General features: G+C 68.0%; 17 protein-coding genes and 1 pseudogene. 12 read left to right on the plus strand and 6 right to left on the minus strand.

Features of this window, described 5'->3' with window-relative positions; genetic code table 11:
* Positions 1 to 6 precede the first annotated feature (6 nt).
* The gene (locus ACS5PK_RS20975) at positions 7 to 1,194 is read right to left on the minus strand and encodes a CaiB/BaiF CoA transferase family protein (protein ID WP_439442217.1); all 1,188 of its coding nucleotides are present in this window, start codon (positions 1,192 to 1,194) and stop codon (positions 7 to 9) included.
* Complete coding sequence (locus ACS5PK_RS20980; RefSeq protein ID WP_439442218.1) at positions 1,191 to 2,120, minus strand: LysR family transcriptional regulator; 930 nt, start codon at positions 2,118 to 2,120, stop codon at positions 1,191 to 1,193. The genes ACS5PK_RS20975 and ACS5PK_RS20980 overlap by 4 nt, the downstream gene beginning before the upstream one ends.
* Positions 2,121 to 2,286: 166 nt before the next feature.
* Between ACS5PK_RS20980 and ACS5PK_RS20985 the strand changes: the two genes are divergently transcribed.
* On the plus strand, positions 2,287 to 2,934 hold the full coding sequence (locus ACS5PK_RS20985) for an NAD(P)-dependent oxidoreductase (RefSeq protein WP_439442219.1): 648 nt from the start codon (positions 2,287 to 2,289) through the stop codon (positions 2,932 to 2,934).
* Positions 2,935 to 2,939: 5 nt separating this feature from the next.
* Here ACS5PK_RS20985 and ACS5PK_RS20990 read toward each other — a convergent pair whose 3' ends face one another.
* From ACS5PK_RS20990 to ACS5PK_RS21005, 4 genes are read right to left on the minus strand one after another with little or no spacing between them, the layout of a single operon-like run.
* Positions 2,940 to 4,235 (minus strand): hypothetical protein, encoded by a 1,296-nt coding sequence (locus ACS5PK_RS20990; protein WP_439442220.1) that lies wholly within the window; start codon positions 4,233 to 4,235, stop codon positions 2,940 to 2,942.
* Complete coding sequence (locus ACS5PK_RS20995) at positions 4,232 to 4,993, minus strand: outer membrane lipoprotein-sorting protein (protein WP_439442221.1); 762 nt, start codon at positions 4,991 to 4,993, stop codon at positions 4,232 to 4,234. The genes ACS5PK_RS20990 and ACS5PK_RS20995 overlap by 4 nt, the downstream gene beginning before the upstream one ends.
* Before the next feature lie 49 nt (positions 4,994 to 5,042).
* Complete coding sequence (locus ACS5PK_RS21000) at positions 5,043 to 6,449, minus strand: ABC transporter permease (RefSeq protein ID WP_439442222.1); 1,407 nt, start codon at positions 6,447 to 6,449, stop codon at positions 5,043 to 5,045.
* The gene (locus ACS5PK_RS21005; protein WP_439442223.1) at positions 6,446 to 7,165 is read right to left on the minus strand and encodes an ABC transporter ATP-binding protein; all 720 of its coding nucleotides are present in this window, start codon (positions 7,163 to 7,165) and stop codon (positions 6,446 to 6,448) included. The genes ACS5PK_RS21000 and ACS5PK_RS21005 overlap by 4 nt, the downstream gene beginning before the upstream one ends.
* A gap of 287 nt (positions 7,166 to 7,452) precedes the next feature.
* Here ACS5PK_RS21005 and ACS5PK_RS21010 point away from each other — a divergent pair, with 287 nt between their 5' ends.
* The 11 genes and pseudogenes from ACS5PK_RS21010 to ACS5PK_RS21060 all read left to right on the plus strand — a co-directional run.
* On the plus strand, positions 7,453 to 8,802 hold the full coding sequence (locus ACS5PK_RS21010; RefSeq protein ID WP_439442224.1) for a hypothetical protein: 1,350 nt from the start codon (positions 7,453 to 7,455) through the stop codon (positions 8,800 to 8,802).
* Positions 8,803 to 8,861: 59 nt separating this feature from the next.
* Positions 8,862 to 9,275: a hypothetical protein gene (locus tag ACS5PK_RS21015; protein ID WP_439442225.1), complete on the plus strand. Its 414-nt coding sequence runs from the start codon at positions 8,862 to 8,864 to the stop codon at positions 9,273 to 9,275.
* An 11-nt stretch (positions 9,276 to 9,286) separates the two neighbouring features.
* Positions 9,287 to 10,693, plus strand: coding sequence for a hypothetical protein (locus ACS5PK_RS21020; protein WP_439442226.1), 1,407 nt, complete (start codon positions 9,287 to 9,289; stop codon positions 10,691 to 10,693).
* Between the two features lie 451 nt (positions 10,694 to 11,144).
* Complete coding sequence (locus tag ACS5PK_RS21025) at positions 11,145 to 15,524, plus strand: chemotaxis protein CheB (protein ID WP_439442227.1); 4,380 nt, start codon at positions 11,145 to 11,147, stop codon at positions 15,522 to 15,524.
* Positions 15,525 to 15,724: 200 nt separating this feature from the next.
* The gene (locus tag ACS5PK_RS21030) at positions 15,725 to 16,528 is read left to right on the plus strand and encodes a hypothetical protein (protein WP_439442228.1); all 804 of its coding nucleotides are present in this window, start codon (positions 15,725 to 15,727) and stop codon (positions 16,526 to 16,528) included.
* Positions 16,529 to 17,238: 710 nt separating this feature from the next.
* Positions 17,239 to 17,811 carry a phosphate ABC transporter substrate-binding protein gene (locus ACS5PK_RS21035; protein WP_439442229.1) on the plus strand — a complete coding sequence of 191 codons (573 nt, stop codon included), beginning with the start codon at positions 17,239 to 17,241 and terminating at the stop codon, positions 17,809 to 17,811.
* A 13-nt stretch (positions 17,812 to 17,824) separates the two neighbouring features.
* On the plus strand, positions 17,825 to 18,967 hold the full coding sequence (locus ACS5PK_RS21040; RefSeq protein WP_439442230.1) for a hypothetical protein: 1,143 nt from the start codon (positions 17,825 to 17,827) through the stop codon (positions 18,965 to 18,967).
* A 197-nt stretch (positions 18,968 to 19,164) separates the two neighbouring features.
* Positions 19,165 to 20,070 carry a substrate-binding domain-containing protein gene (locus ACS5PK_RS21045; protein WP_439442231.1) on the plus strand — a complete coding sequence of 302 codons (906 nt, stop codon included), beginning with the start codon at positions 19,165 to 19,167 and terminating at the stop codon, positions 20,068 to 20,070.
* Between the two features lie 648 nt (positions 20,071 to 20,718).
* A complete protein-coding gene (locus tag ACS5PK_RS21050) occupies positions 20,719 to 21,018 on the plus strand; it encodes a hypothetical protein (protein WP_439442232.1) in 300 nt (99 codons plus the stop codon).
* Positions 21,019 to 21,083: 65 nt separating this feature from the next.
* Positions 21,084 to 22,616, plus strand: a complete 1,533-nt coding sequence (gene istA / locus ACS5PK_RS21055; protein WP_439442233.1) for an IS21 family transposase — start codon at positions 21,084 to 21,086, stop codon at positions 22,614 to 22,616.
* Positions 22,609 to 23,067 (plus strand): annotated as a pseudogene (locus ACS5PK_RS21060) (ATP-binding protein); the annotation flags it as partial. The gene istA and the pseudogene ACS5PK_RS21060, both read left to right, overlap by 8 nt.
* Between the last annotated feature and the right edge of the window lie 125 nt (positions 23,068 to 23,192).

Genomic DNA, 23,192 nt, shown 5'->3' on the forward strand with positions numbered 1-23,192 from the left:
AGAGGGTCAGGTCTTGCTTGAATCGGCGGACGGCCGGGTCAAGGCGCCCAGCACGGCGGCATTGTGCTCACCCAGCCCGGGGGCGAGGCTGCGCAGGCGGCCCGGCGTGTCGCTGAGCTTGGGGACGACGCCCGGCACCTCCAGCGCCAGCCCCTTGGCGGTGGTGATGGTCTCGATCATGCCGCGGGCGCGGTAGTGCGGGTCCTCGGCGATGTCCCGCGCGGTGTAGATGCGGCCCACCGGCACGCGCACGGCCTGCAGCAGGCGCAGCACCTCGTCCACCGGGCGCTGCACCGTCCAGGCGGTGATGGCGGCGTCCAGCTCGTCCGCGCGCGCCGCGCGGCCCGCATTGCCGGCCAGGCCGGGGTCCTGGCCCAGGTCCTCGCGGCCGATGGCGCTCATCAGGCGCTTGAAGATGGAATCGCCGTTGCCGCCTATCACCACCTGCCCGTCGGCACAGCGGTAGGCATTGCTGGGCGCGATGCCGGGCAGGGCGGAGCCGGCGGGCTCGCGCACGGCTCCGAAGGCGCTGTACTCGGGCAGCAGCGACTCCATGCAGTTGAAGACGGACTCGTACAGCGCCACGTCCACTACCTGCCCGCGCCCCGTGCGCTGGCGTGCCTGCAGGGCCAGCAGCACGCCGATCACGCCGTGCAGCGCCGCCAGGGTGTCGCCCAGGCTCACGCCCGCGCGCACCGGCGGCCGCCCCGGCTCGCCCATCAGGTGGCGCAGGCCGCCCATGGCCTCGGCCACCACGGCGAAGCCGGGCAGGTCGCGGTAGGGGCCGGTCTGCCCGAAGCCGCTGATGCGCAGCATGATCAGGCCGGGGTTGTCGGCCGCCAGCTGCTCGTAGCCCATGTCCCATTCCTCCATGAGACCGGGCCGGAAGTTCTCGATCAGCACGTCGCAGCCGGCCGCCAGGCGGCGGGCGAGGGCACGGTCCGCGGGCTCGCGCAGGTCCAGGGTGATGCTCTGCTTGTTGCGGCTCTGCACCTGCCACCAGACGCTCTCGCCCTCGTGCAGCAGGCGCCACTGGCGCAAGGGGTCGCCACTGCCCGGAGGCTCCACCTTGATCACCGTGGCCCCGAAGTCGGCCAGGGTCTTGCCGGCGAAGGGGCCGGCGATGAGCTGGCCCAGTTCCAGGACCTTGAGTCCGGACAGAGGACCGTCGTGCAGGGGGGCGTCGGTGTTCATGGGCTTTCCGGGTGGGGAGCGGGGGGCGGGTCGGCAGGCCTGCCGGCGGTCTGGAAGAACTGGCGCAGCGCCGCGATGGCATGCCGCACCTTGGCGGGCTGGGCGTCGCGCTGCGGGCTGAGGGCGTGGATGGGCAGGGCGGGCCAGGACAGCTCGGGCAACAGGGCCAGCAGGCGGCCCGACTGCGCGGCCTCGCCCACGTCGCCCGGGCTCAGCAGGGCCAGGCCCAGGCCGGCCTCGCAGAGCTGCTGCAGGCTCAGCTGGTTGTTGCTGGTTGCGCGAGCCTGGACTTCCAGCACCCGGCTGCCCGGCCCGGGCAGGGGCAGGCGGTGGCGGCCGCTGGCCTCGGCGCGCAGCAGCAGCCAGTCGTGGTCGGGCAGGGTCTCCAGCGTGGGCACGCCATGGCGGGCGAGGTAGGCCGGCGCGGCGTAGAGCGAGATGCCCTTCTCGCCGATGCGCGTGCCCACCCAGGCGCTGTCGGGCAGGCGGCCGAAGCGGATGGCGAGGTCGATGCGCTTCTCGACGAGGTCGGTGAAGCCGTCATCCACCTCCAGGTGCAGGCGCAGGCCCGGGTGGGCGGCCAGCAGCGGCGCCAGGGCCGGCCCCAGCTGGCGGGCAAAGCCTACCGGCGCGGCCACGCGCAGCTCGCCCTCGGGGGCGTCGCGCAGCTGGTGGAGTTGGGTCTGGGCCTCGCGCGCGGCGGCCAGCATGGCGGCGCAGCCCTCGTGGAAGCGGCTGCCGGCGGGGGTGAGGCTCAGCTTGCGGGTGGAGCGGTGCAGCAGGGTCACGCCCATGTCCCGCTCCAAGGCCCGCACCTGCTGGCTGACGGCCGAGGTGCTGGTGCGCAGCTGCCGGGCGGCGCCGGCAAAGCTGCCCTGCTCGATGACGGTGGCCAGCACGGCCATGCGCTTCAACTGATCAAGCATGGCGTCTTCCCATGCGTTTCAACGGGTCGGGCATGAAGTTTTTCTAAACAGTGCTGGTGAATTCTGCCGGCTTATCGCGGGACTGTGAAGTTTTTAAAGTTCATCCCATCGCAACACCGCGACCGCCGAAGTCCCAGAAGGCGGTCGCCCACTGAAAGGACATCGCATGAAGATCGCTCTGATTGGCGCCACCGGCTTTGTGGGCAGCGCCCTGCTGAAGGAACTGCTGGCCCGCGGCCATGAGGTGCGCGCCCTGGTGCGTGACCCCGCCAAGCTGGCCGCCCAGCCCGGCCTGCAGGCCGTGAAGGCGGACGTCACCGACGCCACCGCCGTGGCCGATGCCGTGCGCGGCGTGGACGCCGTGATGAGCGCCTACAACCCCGGCTGGGGCCATGCCGACCTGCACGACGAGTTCCTGCGCGGCTCGGCTGCCATCAATGCCGGCGTCAAGGCGGCGGGCGTCAGGCGCCTGCTGGTGGTCGGCGGCGCCGGCAGCCTCTACATCGCGCCGGGCGTGCAGCTGGTGGACACGCCGGAATTCCCTGCCGAATGGAAGGCGGGCGCCCTGGCGGCCCGCGAGGCCCTGAACCGGCTGAAGGGCGAGGAGGGCGCGGGCCTGGACTGGACCTTCCTGTCCCCCGCCATGCACCTGGAGCCGGGCGAGCGCACGGGCGTCTACCGCCTGGGCCGCGAGGAGCCGGTCTTCGATGCCGAGGGCCACTCCCGCGTCACCGTGGCCGATCTGGCGGCTGCACTGGTGGCCGAGGCCGAGCAGCCGCAGTTCGTGCGCCAGCGCTTCACCCTGGGCTACTGAGCCCTTCAGAAATAGCCGCGCACGCTCAGCTGCCAGGCCCGGGCCTGGGGCAGGCTGCCGTACTCGCTGCCACGCCGGCCGGTCTGGGCCTGCCACTGCAGGGCCAGGTCCAGCCCCGGCCAGCGGTAGCGCAGCTCCAGCCACTGCATGCGGCTGTGGTCCTCGGGGTTGAGGCGCAGCAGGGCATTGAGGTCCAGGCGCTGCCAGCCCAGCAGGTCCGGCCAGTTGGCGTAGAGGCCCCATTGCCCGCGGGTGTTGAGCGCCTGGGCCGCATGCGCCCAGCGGCGGTAGGCCAGGTAGGCCGCGGGCTGGGCCTGCAGCTGCTGCCAGGCCTCACGGTCCGGTGCGGCGCTGTCATGGGCCCATTCCAGGGTCAGCGAGAGTTTGTTGGCCGCCGTGTAGCGCAGGCCCGTGGCCAGGCGTTGCTGCCAGGGGCGCGGGGCGTCCGGCAGGGCCAGGGCCTGGGCGATGGCGTTCGGCGTGCGCCCGCCGGCCCATTCGAGATAGACGACGGTGGCCTGCCCCACGAGGCTGCTGAGGTTGAAGCCCAGCTGGGGCGCCTGGCCGTCGGCGCCGTAGAGCGTCCACTGCGGCTGCAGGTTCTCACTCCAGCGCTGGCTCCAGCCCAACAGCCAGCGGCTGCGGTCATTGGTGGCGCCCAGGTCGGCGCTGAGCCCGGCCTGGCTGGGCGCCTCGGCCAGCTTGGGGGCCAGGAGGGCCGTGAGCGCGCCGTCTTCCCACAGGCGCTGGGCGCGCAGCATCACCGTGCCCAGGCGGTTGGTCTTGAGGCTGGCCGGATCCGCCGAGATTTGCGAGCGCAGGGCCCCGGCCCGCAGGAAGTCGCTGGGGTTGTAGCCCGTGCCCAGGCCCTGGCGGGCGTTGATGCGGCCAGCGTCCAGCAGCAACTGCTCATGGACGCGCCAGGAAACGTAGGCCTCCTGCAGACTCAGCAGGGCTTGCGGGTAGGGCGCTTGCGCAGGATCGCTGTGGTCCAGGCGGGCACTGCCCAGCCAGCGCAGGTCCGCGCTGGAGGCGACCTCGCCCTGCAGCACCACCGACTGGCGCTGCTGCGCCATCCAGGTTTCGGGGCCCAGGAGGCTGCGCTGGAGGCTGCGACCCCAGGCCAGCTCGGCGTGGCCGTGCCAGGTCTTGCCAGTGGATGGCATGGGCAGCTCGGGGGCCAGGTCGGCCAGGCGCAGGGCCTGGTCCTCGTCCTGTGGGGCTGTGCCCTGGGCGCCTGCCGCCCCGCACAGCAGGGCCAGCACCAGCGCGGCGAGCCGGGCGCGCTGCACAGGCCTCATTCCGGCTTGAAGCGCGGCAGGTAGTCGCGCTGCAGCCAGGCCTCGGGCACGTCGCGGCGCGTCCAGTCGCTCAGGCGCATGACGGTGACCCAGCTCGGGTCCAGGCCGTCGATGATGACGGTTTCGGTGGGTCGCTCGGCGCCCAGCTGCGGCTGGTAGCGGCGGTAGAAGGCGGTCTTGAGCAGCGCGCCGCTCTCTGCCATGAACTGCGCCTTCAGCGGCCGCAGGCCCTCCACGCTGATCCACAGCAGGATGCGGTGGTAGCTGGCGTCGGCATTGCGCGCGGCGAGGCTCAGGCGGTAGCTGCGCCGCTTCTGGCGGTCGCCGTCGCTGACCTCTTCCTCGATGGCCTCGGTGGCCTGGTAGTCCCGCGCCAGGTTGACGGTGACCACGTCGCCGTTGGAGGCCTGGCCCAGCAGGCGCTGCTGGGGCGAGAGGCGGATGCTGGCGCGGTTGGCCGGGTCGTAGAACCAGAGGTCCTTGCCGCTGTAGAGCATCAGCTTGCCGCTGTCCCGGGCCGGCGCCATGAAGCGCACCAGGCTGCGGAACTGCCCACTGGCATCGGCCTTGGAGTAGACGGCCAGCACGCTGCTGTCCGTCTGCTTGCCCTGGCGGTATTCCAGCAGGGTGTTGGTCAGGCCGAAGCCGTGGTCGGGGTTGCGCACGGCGTCGCTGGCGGCCAGCAGGGCCTGGGGGTCGGTGGCGGCCCTTGCGGGGAGGCCGACGCCCAGGATGGGTAGCAGGGCAAGCAAGGACATGGCAAGCAAGCAGCAGCGGCGTTGTGAAGGGCGTGGCACAGGCTTCTCCTCAGACATGGCGCAGTGCCTCGACGATCTGCAGCCGCGCAGCCCGCTGTGCCGGCCACCAGGCCGAGAGCAGGGCCACGCTCAGCAGGCCGGCGGCGCTGCCCAGCAGCAGGCCCCAGTCGCCCAGCAGGCGCACGCGGATGGGGTAGGCATAGACATAGCCCGGCGGCGTCCAGCTCAGGCCAGCCCGGTTGATCAGGGCTGCCACCACCAGCGCCACCAGCACGCCCAGCACCACGCCGATCAGCCCCAGCAGCAGGCCCTCGGTGAGGAAGAGGCTGCGGATGCCGCTGCGGCGGTCGCCGATGGCACGCAGGGTGCCGATCTCGACGGTGCGTTCCATCACTGCGGTGCTCATGGTATTGCCCACGGTGAAGAGCACGATGACGCCGATCAGCACGGCGATGAAGCCGAACATGGAGTCGAAGAACTCCAGGCTCTGGCGGTACATGGGCGCCAGGGTCATGAAGTCCAGCACCTCCAGGGCCTGCGTGCTGGCGCCCGGCTCCTTGAGCAGGGTGTTGAGCCGCGCCTGCGCGGCCGGCAACTGGGCCGTGTGGTGCAGCTGGATCTGCAGGGCCGTCACCTGCGGCGGCTGCCCGCCGTAGACCAGCTTCTGCGCCTGCGCCAGATGCATGACGGTGGCGCGGTCGTCGAACTCCTTGAGGCCGAAGTTCTCGGCCCGCAGCACTTGCAGGGCGACCACATTGGGTGCTCCGCGCAGGCTGGACGCCAGCATCTCGATCTGGACCGGGCCTTGCGCGCCGGCCGGGCGGGCCTGCGCCTGCTCGCTGCTGAGAGCGGCGATGTCCGCAGGGACGCCTTCCTGCGCTCCTTCGGCCTCGGCCTCGGGCGGCGGCGGACAGTCCGCCACCTGCAGCTCCGCGCAGAGCTGCAGCTTGCGGGCCACGCCCAGGCCGATGATGGCCGCATGGGGCGGGCTGCCCCGCAGGTCGCGCGGGGCGGAGTACATGGCAGCGCCGTATTCGTCCCAGCGGCGCAGCGCAGCCTGGCCCTCGGGCTCAATGCCGGCGGCGGCCACCGGCGTGGACTGGTTGGCCGCGAAGTGCCCGGCCAGGCCGCCCAGCTCCAGCTTGGACGTCACCACGCTGACCATGGGCCCCAGGACGGCGTCCTGGCGGATGCGCTGCATCAGGGCCTGGTAGTCCTTGATGCCGTAGCTCGCCGGATTGCCGCTGCCGTAGAGGAAATAGCCCTGGCGCTGCACCTGCAGATGGCCGTGGAGCTGGATGAATCCCGTTTCCATGCCCAGGATGGCATTGCGGCTGTAGCCGCCGAAGATGAGGATGGCGCCCAGGCCCACCACCATGGCCAGCAGGGTGGTCAGGGAGCGGCGGCGGTTGCGCAGCAGGTTGCGCAGGGCCAGCTTGAAGGTCGTGGCGTTCATGCACGCACCTCCGGGCCGGTGGCGCGGTGCTGGTGGCGATCCTCATGGCGGTCGATGACGCCATCCCGGATGTGGAAGATCTCGTCGGCCTCGGCCAGCAATTGCTGGTCATGCGAGGAGAACACGAAGCTCACGCCGCGCTCGCGCTGCAGGCGGCGCATCAGGGCGATGATGGTGGCGCCGGTGCTGCTGTCCAGGTTGGCCGTGGGCTCGTCGGCCAGCACCAGCTCGGGCTCGTTGGCCAGGGCGCGGGCGATGGCCACCCGCTGGCGCTGCCCGCCGGACAGCTGCCCCGGGCGGTGCCGGGCGAAATCTGTCAGGCCCACGGCCTCCAGCAGGCTGCCCACCTGCTCTCGGCGCTGCGCCGCCGAGAGGCCCAGACGCAGTGTGGGGTACTCGACGTTCTCGTAGGCGTCCAGCACAGGCAGCAGGTTGAAGTTCTGGAACACGAAGCCCATGCGCCGCGCCCGCAGGTCGGCCAACTGGTTGTCGCTGAGCTGCTGCACGGACTCGCCCAGCACCTGCACCTCGCCCGCATCGGCCTGGTCCAGACAGCCGATGATGTTGAGCAGGGTGGTCTTGCCGCTGCCCGAGGCCCCGGCAATCACGCTGAAGCGCCCGGGCGAGAGTTCAAGGCTGACGTCGCGCAACGCAGGCACGCTGACGGCATCCATGCGGTAGGTCTTCTGGACATGCTTGAGAACGATGGGAGGCATGGTGGACTGTGACGATGATGGCCACATCAGTTTCGCAGTTCCGGGGGACGGAGGTATTGAATGGAGTCGACATGACGCAGAAGGAGGGTGGGCCCCGGAGCCAGGTTTTGCCCCGGTTGTTGACCCGTTGATGCCGGTGCGGCGCCAGCCGGGCCGCAGAGAGCCTCATTAGTCTTGCTGATGCGCCCGGCGATGGGAACGGTAGATTCGCACCTCGAACGTGAGGCGGGTCCGGCAATGGCATGGGAGACCCTCCAGACCATGGTGACTGGCCAAGGGAGAGGAATATGTCCTACCGGGACCGCAGAATGTTCGGCCGCTGCCGGCGCATGCTGGCGGCGCTGCTGCTCACGCTCTTGCCTGTGATCCAGGCCCAGGCGCAGGCGCAGGCGCCGGAAAGCGCCGCCAGCGCACCCCAGCAGGCGAACTTGGAGGCGCTCAAGGCCGCCATTCTCAGGGGCGACAGCGCGAAATATCAGTGCGTCTATGCTCATCCCAAGGGTGAAGCCCTGGCCTTCGAGGGCCTGTGCCCCGCCAAGGAGCGCGAGGGCCGGGCGCTGACGCCCGAGAACGGTGACATCGTCGTGGTGCTGAAGGCGCCCCTGTACCTGGCCGCTCGCAAGGCCATGGACAACAAGCCGCCCCAGCTGTCCGTGAATGGCGTGAGCATGGCCGGCAGTGCGAGGCTGACGAGCGTGTCCCAGAGCGGTGATTCCGTCAGGCTCGGCTTTAGCGTCACCCAGGTGGATACGGCAGACGCCCGGGTCTTCTGGTCTACGACCTTCCAGCGCGTGGGCTTCAGCCAGCTGACACCGCTGTACGTCACCCTGGGCTGGCCGGACAACCCCAACTACTTCCAGCCTGACACCAGCGACGGCATACCGGACGGCCTGTTCATCACCAGCCGCACGCGCTTGATCGCTGCCACGCTGCTGGGGCTGCTGATCATCGGTGGCTATGTTGCGGCGTTGTTGAAGTCGGACGTCTTTCGTATCGGTGCCCAGCTCGATACCGGCGAGCGCCAGGCCTACAGCTTCGCGCGTGTCCAGTGGGGCGTTTGGACGACCTTCGCCCTGGCATCGGCCGTCTTCCTGTGGGCGGTGTACGGGGTGTTCATGCCCTTGTCGGAGCAGATGCTGTCGCTGATGGGTGTGAGCACCCTGGCCGCGACCACCTCCTTCTTCATGGACGCCAGCAAGCCCTCCGTGCCGGTGAAGGCCACCAATCTGTGGCAGGACCTGCTGAGCGGCAGCACGGATGCCACCGCCCAGGCCCACCGCTTCCAGGCGCTGGCGGTCAACCTGCTGCTGCTGGTGTCCACGGGGTGGTACGTCAGCAAGCACCTGGGCTACCCGATCTGGGACCCGACCTGGCTGGCCATGCTGGGGCTCAGCAATGCGGCGCAGCTTGTCGGTAAGCAGGCGGTGGAAGGTCCGGCCGAGACCGTCGTGCAGACGGAGCCCCTGCCTCAGGCCACGGTGCCTGCCGGGCCTCCGGCAGGATTCGCACCGCCGCAGACCCAGCCGGCAGCGCCGGCCGAACTGCCTGCTGCCACGGTGCCTGCCGGTCCGCTGGCGAGCTTCCCGCAGACCCTGCAGCAGGTGCTGCCGCCTGCCACCCTTCCGCCCGCGCCCTGAGCGCCCCTTGGCGGGAGCTCGGCGCATCCACTGTCCACACACCTCCTGGGAGGTCTACCATGCCCATCACCGACCCTGCGGGGCTCATCAACTTCACGAAGAACCTCAACCTGTCCGGCGTCTGCAGTGTGGCGCTGGACATGATCGAAGGCGGCGTGATGGGCCGGCTCACGACGGCCATCCGGGACAAGGACGGCAAGGTCCTGGTGACCGGTGGTGTTGACAAGAGCCAGCACGCGCTGATCACCTCGTCCGGCCGCCATGTGAGCTGGCCCTTCACGGTACCGGAAGGCGCTCATTCATTGGCATGGGCGGTCGTTGCCTTCGCGCCGGTGGCCAATGCCAGTGCCTACAAGGCCCAGGTGACCGTGATCAACACCAGCGGCGAGGTGGTGGCCACCAGCTGGTTCAGGGGCGAGCTCAAGAGCTTCAATGATCCCGCCCAGCCGGACGGTGTCTTTATCAACGCCTGAGGAAGGCCGCCATGAAGTCCTCGCTCATCGCCGGCATGGCCGCCCTCCTGATCGTGGGTCTTGCGGGAGCCGCGGAGGCCCCCGGCGGCTTCCAGCCTGGCAAGTCCTACACCGTCAGCTGCGGCCCCGCAGATGCCCAGGGCAATTTCACCTGTCAGCACAAGCTGGTGGCCGAGGCTCCTGTGGCTGCTGCCGGCACTGCACCAGGCGCCAAGGTCGCTGCGGTGTCGCCAGCCGCTGCGGCAGCCAGTGCCGCCACGGCGTCCACCCCACCCAAGCTTGTGTCGCCGGCTGATGCGGTCGGCAAGGCCGTGGTGGCCAAGACAGCAGACGAGGCCATTGGCAACCTGCTCCAGGCCGACCTCTCCATCCCCGCCAGCCCGGCCGCAGCCCTGCTGGGCATAAGCGCCGACAAGGTGCAGCGCCCCGGCTCCGTCCGCGAGCTCACGGCCTCTCTGGTGCGCGGCATCGGCCCCGACGGCAAGATCCAGTCCGCCGTAGCCCTGGACCTCGCACCTGCCTTCGTCTTCTTCCCCAAGTTCATCGGGGCCGGCGACGTCTATGCGCCCGCCAACGCCACGAGCGACAGCGATGGCGGCTGGCAGCAACGCGTGCGCCGCATGCTGGCGCGCACCACGCTGTCCTTCGGCACGACCAACCCCGATGCCACGGGCGCGGCGCGCAGCGCCCTGGGCCTCCGCGTGGGCCTCTACGACTCCGGCGACCCGGGGCTGTACTGGTCCAAGGTGGTCAACTGCGTGAGCCAGATCGAGGGTGTCATTCCACCGGGACCTACGAAGCCAGGAAAGCCCGCAGAGCCCATCGAGGTGGACTACAGCAAGTGCGATCCCACCAAGGATGCGGCTGACAACCTCTGGGCCAAGCCTTCGCTGTATGCGGGTTACGGCCAGTCCTGGTACTCCAAGACCGGCGCGCTCACTGACCGCGCGCCTGACGTCAGGCAACTCTGGCTCTCCGGCTCCCTTGGCTGGGCGCCTGCCGAGGACAAGCAGGGCGAGGCGAGCGACTTGCGTGTGCTGGGCCAGCTCTACATCGGCCGCCGCCTGAACGATCGCGCGCCCGATCCCAAGGACGCGAGCCAACTGCTGCGCCAGGATTCCACCGACACCGTGCTGCGTGTGCGCGTCGGCAGGACGAGCTGGCACGGATTCCTGGAATATGGCCGCAACCGCGTGCGCCTGGGCGATATCCGCACGCGAAGCCTGCGCCACACCGCCTACGGTGCCGAGTTCCAGCTCGGCGCATTCGGTGGCACGGACAACTGGCTGGAGATCGCCAGCGTGCGCAGCGAAGGCGTTATGGATGGCAAGACCTATTCCGGCGTGCTGCTCAACTACCGCATCGGCACGCCCTCGCTGGGGCTGCCGGAGTCGGGCGCTGTTGCCGCCAGGAAGTGAGGCGGGCGCAGCCCGGCTGATCGCCGTCGATGCGGCCGGTGTGCTCAACTTGCGGAGCAAGTGCTTGCGCGCCCCGTCGCGACCCTGGTATTCACAGCGCGCGAGCCTGGAGCCAGCGGGCCAGGCATGAGGGGTCGGTTCGCAGGGCCTGCTGGCGCTCGACGCCCTGTGCGTTGAACTGCCTCAGCGCCTTCGCGATCTGATACGACTCGGACCCGCAAGGCCGGTACGGCGACCCGCACTGGCCGATGGGCGCTTTCACCTCGTAGCTGTACTTCTGGTCCGCGGCGGAGAAGAGAGCCCGGCCCCGCTGCGAAGTGATGCATGCCATCAGGGCCTGTGAAGGGAGTAGACTGCCTGCGCACAGGCACAGTGCGAGCGCCGCCCAGCCGGGGTGGCCAGCTCGGCGATCGGCGTCACACGCGCGGTGCAACCCTCACCTGGGAACCCCGTGAACGATCCCCTCGCCCCTCCGTCTGATTCCTCCCCCCCTCTGGGGCCGGGCCGCCCGACCATCGTGGCTGTCGGTGCCTCGGCGGGCGGGCTGGAGGCCATGCGCGAGTTCTTCGGCGCCATGGTGCCTGACGAGCGGCTGGCTTTTGTGGTCCTGACCCACCTGCCGCCCCACCACATCAGCTATCTGGCCGAGTTGCTGCAGCGTGCCGGGCAACTGCCCGCCCATGAGGTGCAGGCCGGAGACCTGATCCGCGGCGGGCGGGTCCTCGTCATGCCGCCCGGACGCTGGATGACCGTGCAGGGCGATGTGCTGTCCTTCGAGGAAAAGCCCGCCGACAAGGCCGCCGGCCTTCGCCCCATCGACCACTTCATGGCCAGCCTGGCGGAGGACGCCGGCACCCGCGCGATCGGCATCGTGCTCAGCGGCACCGACCACGACGGCACCGCAGGGCTCAAGGCCATCAAGGCCGCGGGCGGCTGGACCTTTGCCCAGACTCCCGCGACGGCCGAGTTCCCGGGCATGCCGCAAAGCGCGATCGCCTCCGGCGCGGCCGACGAGGTGATGGCGCCGCGCGCCATGGCCCTGGCCCTGCTGGACTATCTGAAGCGTCAGCCACCTGCACTGCCCAACGACGCGGCAGGCGACGAGCCCGTCAGCGCCGAAAGCGAGGACCTCCTCCATGAGGCTCTGGCCGTGGTGCTGGAGCGCACGGGCCACGACTTCCAGCTTTATCGGCCGGGCATGCTGCGGCGGCGTCTGCGCCGACGCATGGTGCGAAGCCGGTGCCAACATCTGGGCGAGTATCTTCAGCTGCTGCGCAACTCCGCCGAAGAAAGCGCTGCCCTGGCCGCCGAGTTCCTTATCGGCGTGACGGAGTTCTTCCGTGATTCCGAGGCCTGGGACGAGTTGGCCGACGACATCCTGCCCGGCCTGCTGGCCGAGCGCCGGGCCGATGCGCCGCCGCTGCGCGTCTGGACGCCCGGCTGCTCGTCGGGCGAGGAGAGCTATTCCATCGCCATGCTGCTGATCGAGGCCCTGGAGCAGCGCGGGCTGCCGCCTGCGGTGCAGGTCTTCGGGACCGACATCGACCTGGAAGCGCTGGCCGTGGCCCGGCGCGGCGTCTATCCCGCCTCGATCGACGCCTCGATGCCGCCCCAGCGGCTGGCGCGCTTTTTCGACCGTCGGGGTGACGACTTCGTCGTGTGCAAGCCGCTGCGGGACAGCGTCATGTTCGCCCCGCAGAACCTCGCGCGCGACACGCCGTTCTCGCGCCTGGACCTGCTGCTGTGCCGCAATGTGCTGATGTACCTGGAACAGCGCCTGCAGGACCGCATCGTGCAGCTGTTCCATTTCGCGCTCAAGCCCGGCGGGCTGCTGTGGCTGGGCAAGGCCGAATCCCTGACGGGGCACGGCAGCCTGTTTGAAGCGGTCTCCCGCCCGGTGCGCCTGTACAGGCGTCTGGGCGGCCGTTCCCACCTGCCGCGGGGCTTCGTCGCGCCGCTGAGCCCCGCTGTGGACTCGGCGTACCGGGCTGCGGACCGGTCCCTGGCTGCAGGCGATGTGCTGCGCCTGCACCTGGCGGGCCGCGAGGTCAGCGCGGCGGTCCTCATCGACCGCGAGGGCCGTGCCCTGCACTACCAGGGCGACACGGGCAGCTTCCTGGCGCCACAGGGCGATGCCACGCAGGAGCTGCTGCGCACCGTGCAGTCGGAGCTCAGGCCCGCGATGCGCCTGTTGATCCGCCAGGCCTTCTCCGAGGGGGCCGCCACCTCACGCCACATCGCCCTGCAGGACGGCCTGCTCACGAAGCAGGTGCTCATCCAGGCGGAACCTGTGCAGGGCAAGGCTGGCCGCGGGGCCTTCGTGGTGACGTTCGCCGCCACGGGCCGGACGCCTGCCGCCGCCGCGACGCCCCCGCCATCGGCCGAGGGGATGAGCGAGCTGGAAGAGAGTCGGCGCGAGCTGGCGCAGGCCTTGGAAGATGCGGAGCGCAGCAACGAGGAGCTGCGCCTGGCCAGCGAGGAGGCGTCGTCGCTCAACGAGGAGCTCCAGTCGTCGACCGAGGAGCTGGAGAGTTCCAAGGAAGAGCTGCAGTCGCTCAACGAGGAATTGGCTACCGTCAATGCGCAGCTCGAGGAGCGCATGGTCGAGATCGCGCGTCATGCCGACGACCTGGCCAACTTGCTGGAGAGCACCGCCCTGGCGGCCATCCTCCTGGACCGCGACATGCGCATCCGGCGCTTCACCCCGGCAGCCATGCTGCTGTTCAGTCTGCGGGCTGGCGACGAGGGCCGGCTGCTCAGCGACATCGCAAGCCGGGTCCAGGACCCTCAGTTCGCCGAGGAGGCGCGCCGGACCTTCGACCTGCGCCAGAGCTCGGATGCCGAAGTCGGCAGTCTGGACGGGCGGTTGTACCTGCGCCGTCTGCAGCCCTTCCTGACGCAGGCTGCGGAAGTCGATGGCGTGGTGGTCACCTACATCGACATCACGGTGATTCGCAACGCCGCGCAGCAGGTGCGGCAGTTGGCCTCGGTGCTGGATCACTCCAACGATGCAGTGCTCACGCTGGACCCGCAGGGGCTCATCCTCAACTGGAACCAGGGGGCGGAGCGGATCTACGGATACACGGCAGCGCAGGCGCGGCAGCTGACCATCTTCGACCTCGTGCCGACAGAAAGCCAGGACGGCACGCGGCGATTGATGAAGCAGGGCCTGGAGGCAGGCGCAGCCGGGCCGGCGGATGTTCTGCGCTGCACCCGTAGCGGCCAGCGCATCAATGTGTCGGTGGTCATGTCGGCGCTGCGCAATGAACAGGGCATCGCTTCGGCACTGCTGTCCACCGAACGCGACATCACCGAGCGGCGGCGCATCGAGAGCGAAGTGCGCTTCCGCCGCCTGGCCGACGACATCCCGGCCCTGTTGCGGGTGGAGGACCGCCACGGGCTGGCGCAGTTCGTCAACCGTGCCTGCACGGAATTCACCGGCGCCTCGCTGGAGATGCTGCTGGGCAGCGGCTGGCTGGAGTTCGTCCACCCGCAGGACCGCCAGCGCTACCTGGAAGAGCAGTCCAGGGCTTATGCGGCGCGGGCTCGGCTGGAGATCGACATCCGGCTGCGCCGGCACGACGGCGTGCCGCGCTGGACGCGCTCCATCAGCGTGCCGCATGTCGGCGGCGACGGCGAGTTCGCCGGCTACGTGGCCCTGATGCTGGACATCGACGACCGCAAGCTCGCGGAGCGCGAGCTGCTGGACGCCCACCGCCGCAAGGATGAATTTCTGGCGATGCTGGCCCATGAGCTGCGCAATCCGCTGGCCCCCATCCGCAATGCCGCGCAGCTCCTGTCGACCCGGGATGCCTCGCGCGAGACAGCCGCCTGGGCTGTCGGCGTGATCGAGCGGCAGACGAAAGCGATGAGCCGCCTGCTGGACAGTCTCCTGGATGTGGCGCGTATCGCGCGCGGCAAGACTGAGCTGGAGCTGGCGCCGGTGGAACTGAGCGTCGTGATCGAGCGTTCGATCGAGGTCAGCCAGGCCCTGATCGACTCGCGCGGCCAGACGCTCCATGTGGAGCTGCCGGACGGGCCCCTGCTGATCAACGGCGACCTGGTGCGACTGACCCAGGTGTTTGCCAATCTGCTGAACAACGCATCCAAGTACACCGACGAAGGTGGGACGATCCAGGTCAGGGCCCGTGCCGAGGCGCGGCAGATCCTGGTGCAGATCAGCGACAACGGTGCGGGCATTTCAGCGGAGATGCTGCCGTGCGTGTTTGACCTGTTCAGCCAGGCAGACCGGACGCTGGACCGGGCCAAGGGCGGCCTGGGCCTGGGGCTGACCTTGGTGCGCCAGCTCGTGGAGCTGCATGGCGGCGAGGTGACGGCGTCCAGCCCCGGCCTGGGCAAGGGCAGCACCTTCAGCGTGCGCCTGCCGCTGCTGGAGCCCTTGTCCAAGACACCTGCATCCGTGCAGGCGCCGCCGCTCCCCCAGCGCGCCAATGCGAAAGCCCGGCACATCCTGGTGGTGGACGACAACGCCGATGCGGCGCAGATGCTGGGCGCCATCCTGCAGTTGCACGGTCATGCGGTGAGCCTGGCCTATGACGGCGCGCGGGCCCTCGCCCTGGCCGAGCAGCAGCCCTTCGACGTGGTTGTCCTGGACATCGGGCTTCCCGGCCTGGATGGCTATCAGGTCGCGCGCACCTTGCGCGGCCGGGCGGCCATGTCCGGCGTGACCCTCATCGCGCTGACAGGCTATGGCCAGAAGGAGGACGTGGCCAGGGCGCGCAGTGCGGGGTGCGACAGGCATTTCGTCAAGCCCGTGGACGCCGACGCCCTGCTGAAGTGCATCGAGCAGGCAGCCCAGCGCAGTCCTTGAGCCTGTCTGGCACATGGGTGCCGGCGGGCAGTGCGCCTCTCCGCAGTCCGCCGGGCGCCTGCGCGGCATCCGCGAGAAAAGCATCGTCGAACTTGACAATGGAAATCCAGCAAGGAGGGACAGGCGCGGGTTGCCGGCTGCAGGGGGCTGGGTGCTGGGGGCTGGGTATGGGCCGCCCATCACCGCATCAGGAGATGGCCATGGGCACATCCACTTCCCAGGACAGCGAGCCGGCATCGCTGGGCGCCTTTGCGCGCTGGCTGCAGCTGCTGGCCGCCCTGACGCCCATCCTGGTGGTCTGTGTGGGCGCCTGGATCAATGTCGGCATCAACAGCGCGCGGCAGCAGATCGACAGCCAGGCCCTCAAGACGGCCGCCGGGACGACCAGTGTCAACATCAAGACCCAGGTCGACAAGGTCCGGGTGATTGCCGACTTCCTGAGCGATCCCACCGGCAAGGACGAGATCCGCCGGGAGGTGGCTTTCGAGGCCATCAACATCGTGCTGCCGGCGAAGGAGGCGCAGCGCATCAAGCTGGTGGTGCTGCGTTCGGACACCCGCAACGCCAGGGCGGCGGACGGAGCGCTGCAGCGTGGCCGCCAGCGCCTGCTCACGGACATGTTCAGCCAGGACCAGAGCCGCCGTCGCAAGGCCTTGGGGACGCTGCAGGAGGTCTGGAGTGACGACGATCCCCTCATGGACATGCTGCTGGATGGAGCCGAGCCCGACCTGCAGGCGCGCAAGGCATCGGGCTGGGCCGAGGTCTCCGCGGATCTGGCTCGTCAGCAGCTGGCCAGCCTCTACAACACCGCGAAGTGCCTGGCCGGGACCACGATGGATGATGCCCGTCTGGTCAACGCGCCCTGGCCTTTGCCGAGAGCGCCGGCCCCAACAGCGATGACACGGCACAGGCCGCAAATCTCATCACGAGCCGGCGAGAAGGCCTTGAGCGTGAGTGAGGCGCGCGCGGTCGCCCGCAGGCCTGGCAAGGTGCTAGCACTGTAAGTCAGCGGTAGGCGGCGCCGGCTGTCGCGTGCCTGTTTCACGTCATCGGTGATTCACGCCCGGGTGGTCAGATGGGGCTGCCTCGTTGACTGAACCTTTCGAGCATGCCTTCCCAAACCCTGGCATCGCGGGGGACCCCTGTCGTCGTGTCCCGCCACCAGGAGCAGGTCGACTTTTCCTGCTGCCCGTCGACCGTGAGCACCTCTCCGTCTGGGGCTTTGTCCCGCCGGCTTTTCAGCATGGCATCGCCGGACTGGTCATGCACCTCAGCGAGCGCGGGAGCCAGGTGTTGACGCCACCGGATGTCGGGCGGAGCGCGGATCCCTTGCGGCTACAGCTGCTCGATGGCGACAAGGGCGAGGCGCCCACCCACCATTTCAGTGCGCGCGTCCAGCGGCTTTGGCGTCGCACCATCTCGCACCTTGCTGTTCCTGGATCCCGACGAAGCGGTCGAGGTCTCTTTGCGCGAGCGCCGATCCGAGCCCCGAGCTCGCAACTGGGTTCCCCGCGTCATCGAGCCGCTCGGCGCGAACGGCTCGTCAGGCAGGCGGGACCCTGTTGTCTTAACGATCCGCCTTGCTCGATGTCAATGGTCGTGCGACCCGCGCGACAGTTGTCCCCGAAGCTGGGTAAATGGATTGCCAGCCGGTGCCCAGGCATGCACAGTGGCGTCAAAGGGTGCGCTGCGACTCGCTCTCGTCGAGAAGCACATGTGCACCGGCCTGCATCGGCCGCATGGCGCCCAGGGGATCGATGGAAAGTCAATCTCGGATGCGTCCGCCAGGCGGGGATCGCTCACCGAGAGGCCAATCACTGTTGACTCTTCAAAGGAGCACGACGTGGAACTTGTCACTCGTACGCTTTGCCGGGCGGCACTCGCGGCCCTTTCCTTGAGCTTTTCAGTCGGTGCGCTGGCCGCCGATCACCTGGTCGTTGTGGTCAGTGCTTCCAGCAATGCGCCCAAGCTGACGGGCGAGCAGGTCTCGGCGATCTTCCTGGGCAGCGTCAAGAGCTTCCCGAATGGAGACAAGGCGATCCCCATCGACCAGACGGCAGGCTCGCCGGCGTACGGGCAGTTCTACAGCCAGGTTGCCGGACGTAGCGAGGCCCAGATCAAAGCATATTGGTCACGCATGGTGTTCACCGGAAAAGGGGCCCCTCCACAGGAGGCCGGTGACGCCGGTGCGGTCAAGAAGCTGGTGGCCAGCAACCCCAACTTGGTGGGCTACATCGACGCGGCGCAGGTGGACGGCAGCGTCAAGGTCCTGGCAGAGATCAAGTGAAAGGATGGCGAGCATGAATACCTCCAAGAACGCCGCACTGATGCTTCGGATCGCCGTATTGGGCGCCGCGTTGGGCGGAGCGGCTCCCACGCAGGCGGACGACATGCGCTTCACCTGGTCCGGCTTTGCACAGCTGACCGTGGCCAAGGTGCTCAGCGGCACTGATCGCAGCTACATGGAGTGGCAATGTCCTTGCGCCATCCAGAACTGGGAATACGTTGGCGTCTATGAGAAGTCCCGCGGCTGGCAGGCGGATCAGGAGTCCCTCCTGGGCCTGCAGGGCACGCTGCATGTCAACGACCGTCTCTCGGCCACGGCGCAGGTCGTCTCCAGGGCGAACAACAAGAACTACCGTCCCACCCTGGACTGGGCCTACCTTTCCTACAGCCTCAACGACGCCTGGACACTGCAGGCAGGCCGCAAGCGCATTCCCCTCTACTACTACAGCGACTTCCTCTACATCGGCACTGCCTACCCCTGGGTGCGCCCGGCGCCCGACGTCTACGGCTGGCCCATCTACGCCTACGACGGTGCCAACCTCGCCTACAGCGGCGCGCTCAAGGGCAGCTGGACCCTGGAGGGCAATGTCTGGGCGGGCAACTTCCAGAATGACAACGCGCCCTACAACACGCGTATCTACTGGGGTGACCCGACCACGGAGAAATGGCGCAACATCCTCGGCGGCTACCTGACGGTGTCGGACGGCGTCTACAGCGCCCGCGCCATGCTCATGCGCTTCGACAACTACCAGTGGAGCGACCTGGCAGACGGCACCCGGCGCGACAACCTCCCCGGCTACCGCACCACCATCGCCGGCCTGTCCTTCAACTACGACGGCCGCGAGTGGATCCTGCGCAGCGAGATCAACCGCTTCCAGCAGGCGACCTCGGACTTCGTCTACAACTACTTCCTGATCGGTCTTGGCTACAGGTGGCACGACTGGACCGGCATGGCGACGATCTCCCGCTACCGCACGCAGGAGAACAACCTGGGCTTCGCCATCGAGGGTCGCCGCACGCAAAGCCTGGCCCTGCGCTACGACCTGAACAAGAACGTGGCCCTGAAGGCCCAGTACGACGTCTCCAAAGACCAGTCCAAGTACGACTTTTTCGGGGACCACAAGCTGTTGTCCTTCTCTGTACAGACTTCGTTTTGATCGCTGGGAACTCACTCGCCATTGCATGCATCTCAGCACTGGGTAGGTGGCTTGTCGCAGGGCTTGTCGTCGGCATCGCCGCTCCCAGCGGAGCCGCGATACCGCCGGCAATGCCCTTGGTGCCCTTGGTTCAGCGCGCTCCACCGGCGCGGCCCTACAACTGGCGCTCGGCACCGTCGCCTCCCCGCGTCTGTGCCTTGCTGCCCGATGCCAAGGACAACTACTGGTGGGGCGTCTCGTGGGCGCTTGCTTCGCATGCCAGGCAAAAGGGCGTCTCCCTGGGCATCTACTTCTCGGCTGGCTACGCGGATGTCGCCTCGCAGCAGCGCCAGTGGGCCCTGTGCGAATCGCTGGGGGCTCAAGCGATCGTCGTCGCAGCGGTCAATGCAGAGGGGTTGAAGGCGGAGGCTGCACGGGCGATGAAGCAAGGGATTGTCGTCGTCGACTTTGTCAATGGCGCCAGTTACAGGACGAGCTTGCAAGCGGCGCTCAACTTCAACCAGATCGCCGATTTGGTGGGGGCCCGAGTCAAGGCCGTGTCTCAAAAGGCCAGGCCCGTGGTCGCCTGGTTTCCCGGACCCGCCGATAGCGCTCAAGTGAACGACACCGAAGTCCGCTTGCGCCAGGTCTTTGCACAGCAGGGCGTCCAGCTTGGCATCGGCGGCTATGGGCCACCAGATCCTGGACACCAGGCGGGCTTGGTGCGCGGCTATCTCCAGGCAAAGGGCACCCCCGACTTCATCGTGGGCAACGCTGCTGCGGTGGTGTTTGCCGGGAGGTACTTCAAGCGTCGGCCGCCCCCCGCGCCGATTCTGATTTCGGTGGGCGTCTCGCATGAGGCGGTTTCCTTGCTCCGGGAGGGGCTGATCGACTCCATCGTCACAGATACGCCGATTCACAATGCCCGAGCGGTGCTGGATGCTGTCGTTGCCGCCGTTGTGGGGCCTCGCTCTGGCGCTGCCAGTCTGGAGCTGCCAGTGCTGCTCCTGACCCAAGCTTCGCTTCCCCAGGTAGACCTGTCCTCCCTGCTGCCTCCCGCCAGCCAGTGGATCGTGCAGCAACCGCTGCCGCCTTACTTCTCCTTTGATCAAGCGGACCGCTGAAGGTCAGCGTCAGGATGTTCTTCGAGTCCCGCCTGCGGCCGGTAGTGGGGCGTCACAGTCTTCGGGGTATGCCAGCTCGCGGTGCAACAAGCCGAGAGTCCTGACGCTGGCGTCTGGCGATCTGAGGTGTGCTTCATACTCGCGCGCCAGATGCCGCGTTCATAGGCAGAGCAAGCTCAGTCCTGAATCGGATGGGCGCTAACGGCAAATGCGCCATGCGGGGGGCCTGCAGGGGGCTCAAGCGATCGTGGAGGGCGGTATCAAGCCCGAACAGCGAAGCAAAGCTTGACCCAGAGTGAAATGAGCTGAATCTTGGCCATCCCGGCCAAGCGATGGGTCAAGTCACTGACAAGCCGGCCGTATGGCGGCCGCAAGTAAAGCAATAGCTTGCCTTACAACGCACGGCCGACAGGCCAAAAGCGGTCGGAATCAATCAAATGCTTGCGTAGCTTCCCGGCGTGCTCGCAATACTTGGCGGCGTTTGGCGATGGCGCTAAGTAGCTGACGCGGAACGACTTTCTCAGATAGGCGTCAGCTGGATCAAGGGAAACTTGGCCGCGACGGGGGTGGCGAGGAAAGCTGAGACAACATTTGTTGTCCAAACTGGCGCTTCAGTCCCCGGAGTTACCATACAAAACGAGAAACCGTATGGTAGCCAAGCGCTCATCCTTCACAAACCTGTCTCTCGGCGCACAAACCTCGTACGCCGAGTTGTTGGACATGGCTCGAAGCGTTGAGCAGGCAAAGTTCAGTTGCTTGCGTGGCTCATTCCATCGTCGGCAGATCAAGGGCAAGACCTACGTCTACTTCAACTTCCGAGATGTCGACGGCCATGGATGCTCGGTTTATGTTGGGCCTGAGGGTGAGCGTGTTGAGCGTCTGATCCACGAGTTCAAACAGAGCCAGGTTGTTGATTTCCGGCAAGAACTGACCCTCTACCGTCACTGATTTCCGTTCAAACCTGACCCACGTATGAACCCTAGCCTGCCGCAAATTGCGGCAGGAGTATTGGAGTGATTGACGTGGCGACACTAAGTGTCATCAGGAGATGGGCCCTGCGTGAGCAGCTGTCCATCCGCGAGATAGCCAAACGAACAGGCCTGTCTCGCAACACCATCAGGAAGTACCTGCGCAGTGACGACAAGGAACCGTCGTACGCCAAGCGCGAGAGCCACAGCCGGCTGGATCCGTTCGCGGACAAGTTGGCCCAATGGCTCAAGACCGAGTCCGGCAAGAACCGCAAGCAGCGGCGAACGCTGAAGCAGATGCACGCCGAGCTCATGGAGCTTGGCTTCGACGGCTCCTATAACCGCGTGGCCGCGTTCGCGCGCGAGTGGGCGCTCAAACGCCAGGAGGACCAGAAGACCACCGGACGCGGTACCTTCGTGCCGCTGGTCTTCGAGCCCGGCGAGGCCTTCCAGTTCGACTGGAGCGAGGACTGGGCCGTGCTGGGAGGCGAGCGCACCAAGCTGCAGGTGGCGCACTTCAAGCTCAGCCACAGCCGGGCGTTCTACATCCGGGCCTACCTGCTGCAAACGCACGAGATGCTGTTCGACGCCCACAACCACGCCTTCCGCGTGTTCGGCGGCGTGCCCAAGCGCGGCATCTACGACAACATGAAGACGGCCGTGGACAAGGTCCTGACCGGCAAGGCGCGCGACGTCAACGCGCGCTTCGCCGCGATGGTCAGCCACTACCTCTTCGAGGTCGAGTTCTGCAACCCGGCCTCCGGCTGGGAGAAGGGCCAGATCGAGAAGAACGTGCGCGACGCCCGACACCGGCTCTGGCAGCCTGTGCCGGCATTCCCGTCGCTGGACGCCCTCAACGTCTGGCTGGAGGAACGCTGCAAGGCGCTGTGGACCGAGATCTCGCACGGCAAGCTGCCCGGCACCGTGCACGACGCCTGGCAGGACGAGCGGCGACTGCTGATGCAGCTGCCCCGCCCGTTCGACGGCTTCGTCGAGCACACCAAGCGCGTCTCGCCGACCTGCCTGATCACCTTCGAGCGCACGCGCTACAGCGTGCCGGCGTCGTACGCGAACCGGCCGGTGAGCCTGCGCGTCTATGCCGACCGGCTCGTCGTCGCGGCCGAGGGCAAGCTCATCTGCGAGCACCAGCGGGTGATCGAGCGGCGGCACGACACGATCGGCCAGACGATCTTCGACTGGCGCCACTACCTGGCGGTGCTGCAGCGCAAGCCTGGCGCGCTCAGGAACGGCGCGCCGTTCACCGAACTGCCGCTGGCCTTCAAGCGGCTGCAGGCCGAGCTGCTGAAGAAGCCGGGCGGTGACCGCGAGATGGTGGACATCCTGGCCCTGGTCCTGCACCACGACGAGCAGTCGGTGCTGGCGGCCGTCGAGCTGGCCCTGGAGGTCGGGGTGCCGACCAAGATGTACGTGCTCAACGTGCTGCACCGGCTGCTGGATGGGAAGGCCGAGCCGCCGCCGGTGGATGCGCCGCACGCGCTGCGCTTGACGACCGAGCCGAAGGCCAATGTGAATCGCTACGACGAACTACGAGAAGAGAGGAAGGTGCGCCATGCGTGACTCAGCAACCAATGGGCTCATGACCGCGCTGCGCGAGCTGAAGATGTTCGGCATGGCGCAAGCCGTGGGTGAGCTGGCCGAGCAAGGTGCGCCGGCCTTCGAGGCGGCGCAGCCCTTCCTGGCGCAGTTGCTCAAGGCCGAGTCCGCCGAGCGCGAGGTGCGCGCCGTGGCCTACCAGCTCAAGCAGGCCCGCTTCCCGGTCTACCGGGACCTGACCGGCTTCGACTTCGCGCACAGCGAGGTGAACGAGGCGCTGGTGAAGCAGTTGCATCGCAGCGAGTTCATGGATCGGGCGGAGAACGTCGTGCTGGTCGGAGGACCCGGCACCGGCAAGACCCACCTGGCCACGGCCATCGGGGTGCAGGCGCTGGAGCACCATCGAAGACGGGTGCGCTTCTTCTCTACGGTCGAGCTGGTCAACCAGTTGGAACAGGAGAAGCTGTGCAACAAGACCGTAAGCGTCCTGGCATGTCATGTTGATCCGCTGAGCCGCGCCTAGGATGCTCGTATCCATCAACGACTTGATGGGTACGTACGCACTATGGAGCAAGCAGCGCCAGGCCGCCGTCGCCGAGT

Source organism: Roseateles sp. DB2 (genome assembly GCF_051857535.1).
Classification (GTDB): Bacteria; Pseudomonadota; Gammaproteobacteria; order Burkholderiales; family Burkholderiaceae_C; genus Roseateles_B.

Bases quoted from the DNA above. Each gene is read 5' to 3' on its own strand.
- ACS5PK_RS21000 (WP_439442222.1), bottom strand. From the start codon at position 6,449: ATGAACGCCACGACCTTCAAGCTGGCCCTGCGCAACCTGCTGCGCAAC.
- ACS5PK_RS21005 (WP_439442223.1), bottom strand. From the start codon at position 7,165: ATGCCTCCCATCGTTCTCAAGCATGTCCAGAAGACCTACCGCATGGAT.
- ACS5PK_RS20985 (WP_439442219.1), top strand. From the start codon at position 2,287: ATGAAGATCGCTCTGATTGGCGCCACCGGCTTTGTGGGCAGCGCCCTG.
- ACS5PK_RS21050 (WP_439442232.1), top strand. From the start codon at position 20,719: ATGGTAGCCAAGCGCTCATCCTTCACAAACCTGTCTCTCGGCGCACAA.
- ACS5PK_RS21040 (WP_439442230.1), top strand. From the start codon at position 17,825: ATGAATACCTCCAAGAACGCCGCACTGATGCTTCGGATCGCCGTATTG.
- ACS5PK_RS21035 (WP_439442229.1), top strand. From the start codon at position 17,239: ATGTGCACCGGCCTGCATCGGCCGCATGGCGCCCAGGGGATCGATGGA.
- ACS5PK_RS21015 (WP_439442225.1), top strand. From the start codon at position 8,862: ATGCCCATCACCGACCCTGCGGGGCTCATCAACTTCACGAAGAACCTC.
- ACS5PK_RS21020 (WP_439442226.1), top strand. From the start codon at position 9,287: ATGAAGTCCTCGCTCATCGCCGGCATGGCCGCCCTCCTGATCGTGGGT.
- ACS5PK_RS20995 (WP_439442221.1), bottom strand. From the start codon at position 4,993: ATGTCCTTGCTTGCCCTGCTACCCATCCTGGGCGTCGGCCTCCCCGCA.
- ACS5PK_RS20980 (WP_439442218.1), bottom strand. From the start codon at position 2,120: ATGCTTGATCAGTTGAAGCGCATGGCCGTGCTGGCCACCGTCATCGAG.
- ACS5PK_RS20975 (WP_439442217.1), bottom strand. From the start codon at position 1,194: ATGAACACCGACGCCCCCCTGCACGACGGTCCTCTGTCCGGACTCAAG.
- ACS5PK_RS20990 (WP_439442220.1), bottom strand. From the start codon at position 4,235: ATGAGGCCTGTGCAGCGCGCCCGGCTCGCCGCGCTGGTGCTGGCCCTG.
- ACS5PK_RS21030 (WP_439442228.1), top strand. From the start codon at position 15,725: ATGGGCACATCCACTTCCCAGGACAGCGAGCCGGCATCGCTGGGCGCC.
- ACS5PK_RS21010 (WP_439442224.1), top strand. From the start codon at position 7,453: ATGTCCTACCGGGACCGCAGAATGTTCGGCCGCTGCCGGCGCATGCTG.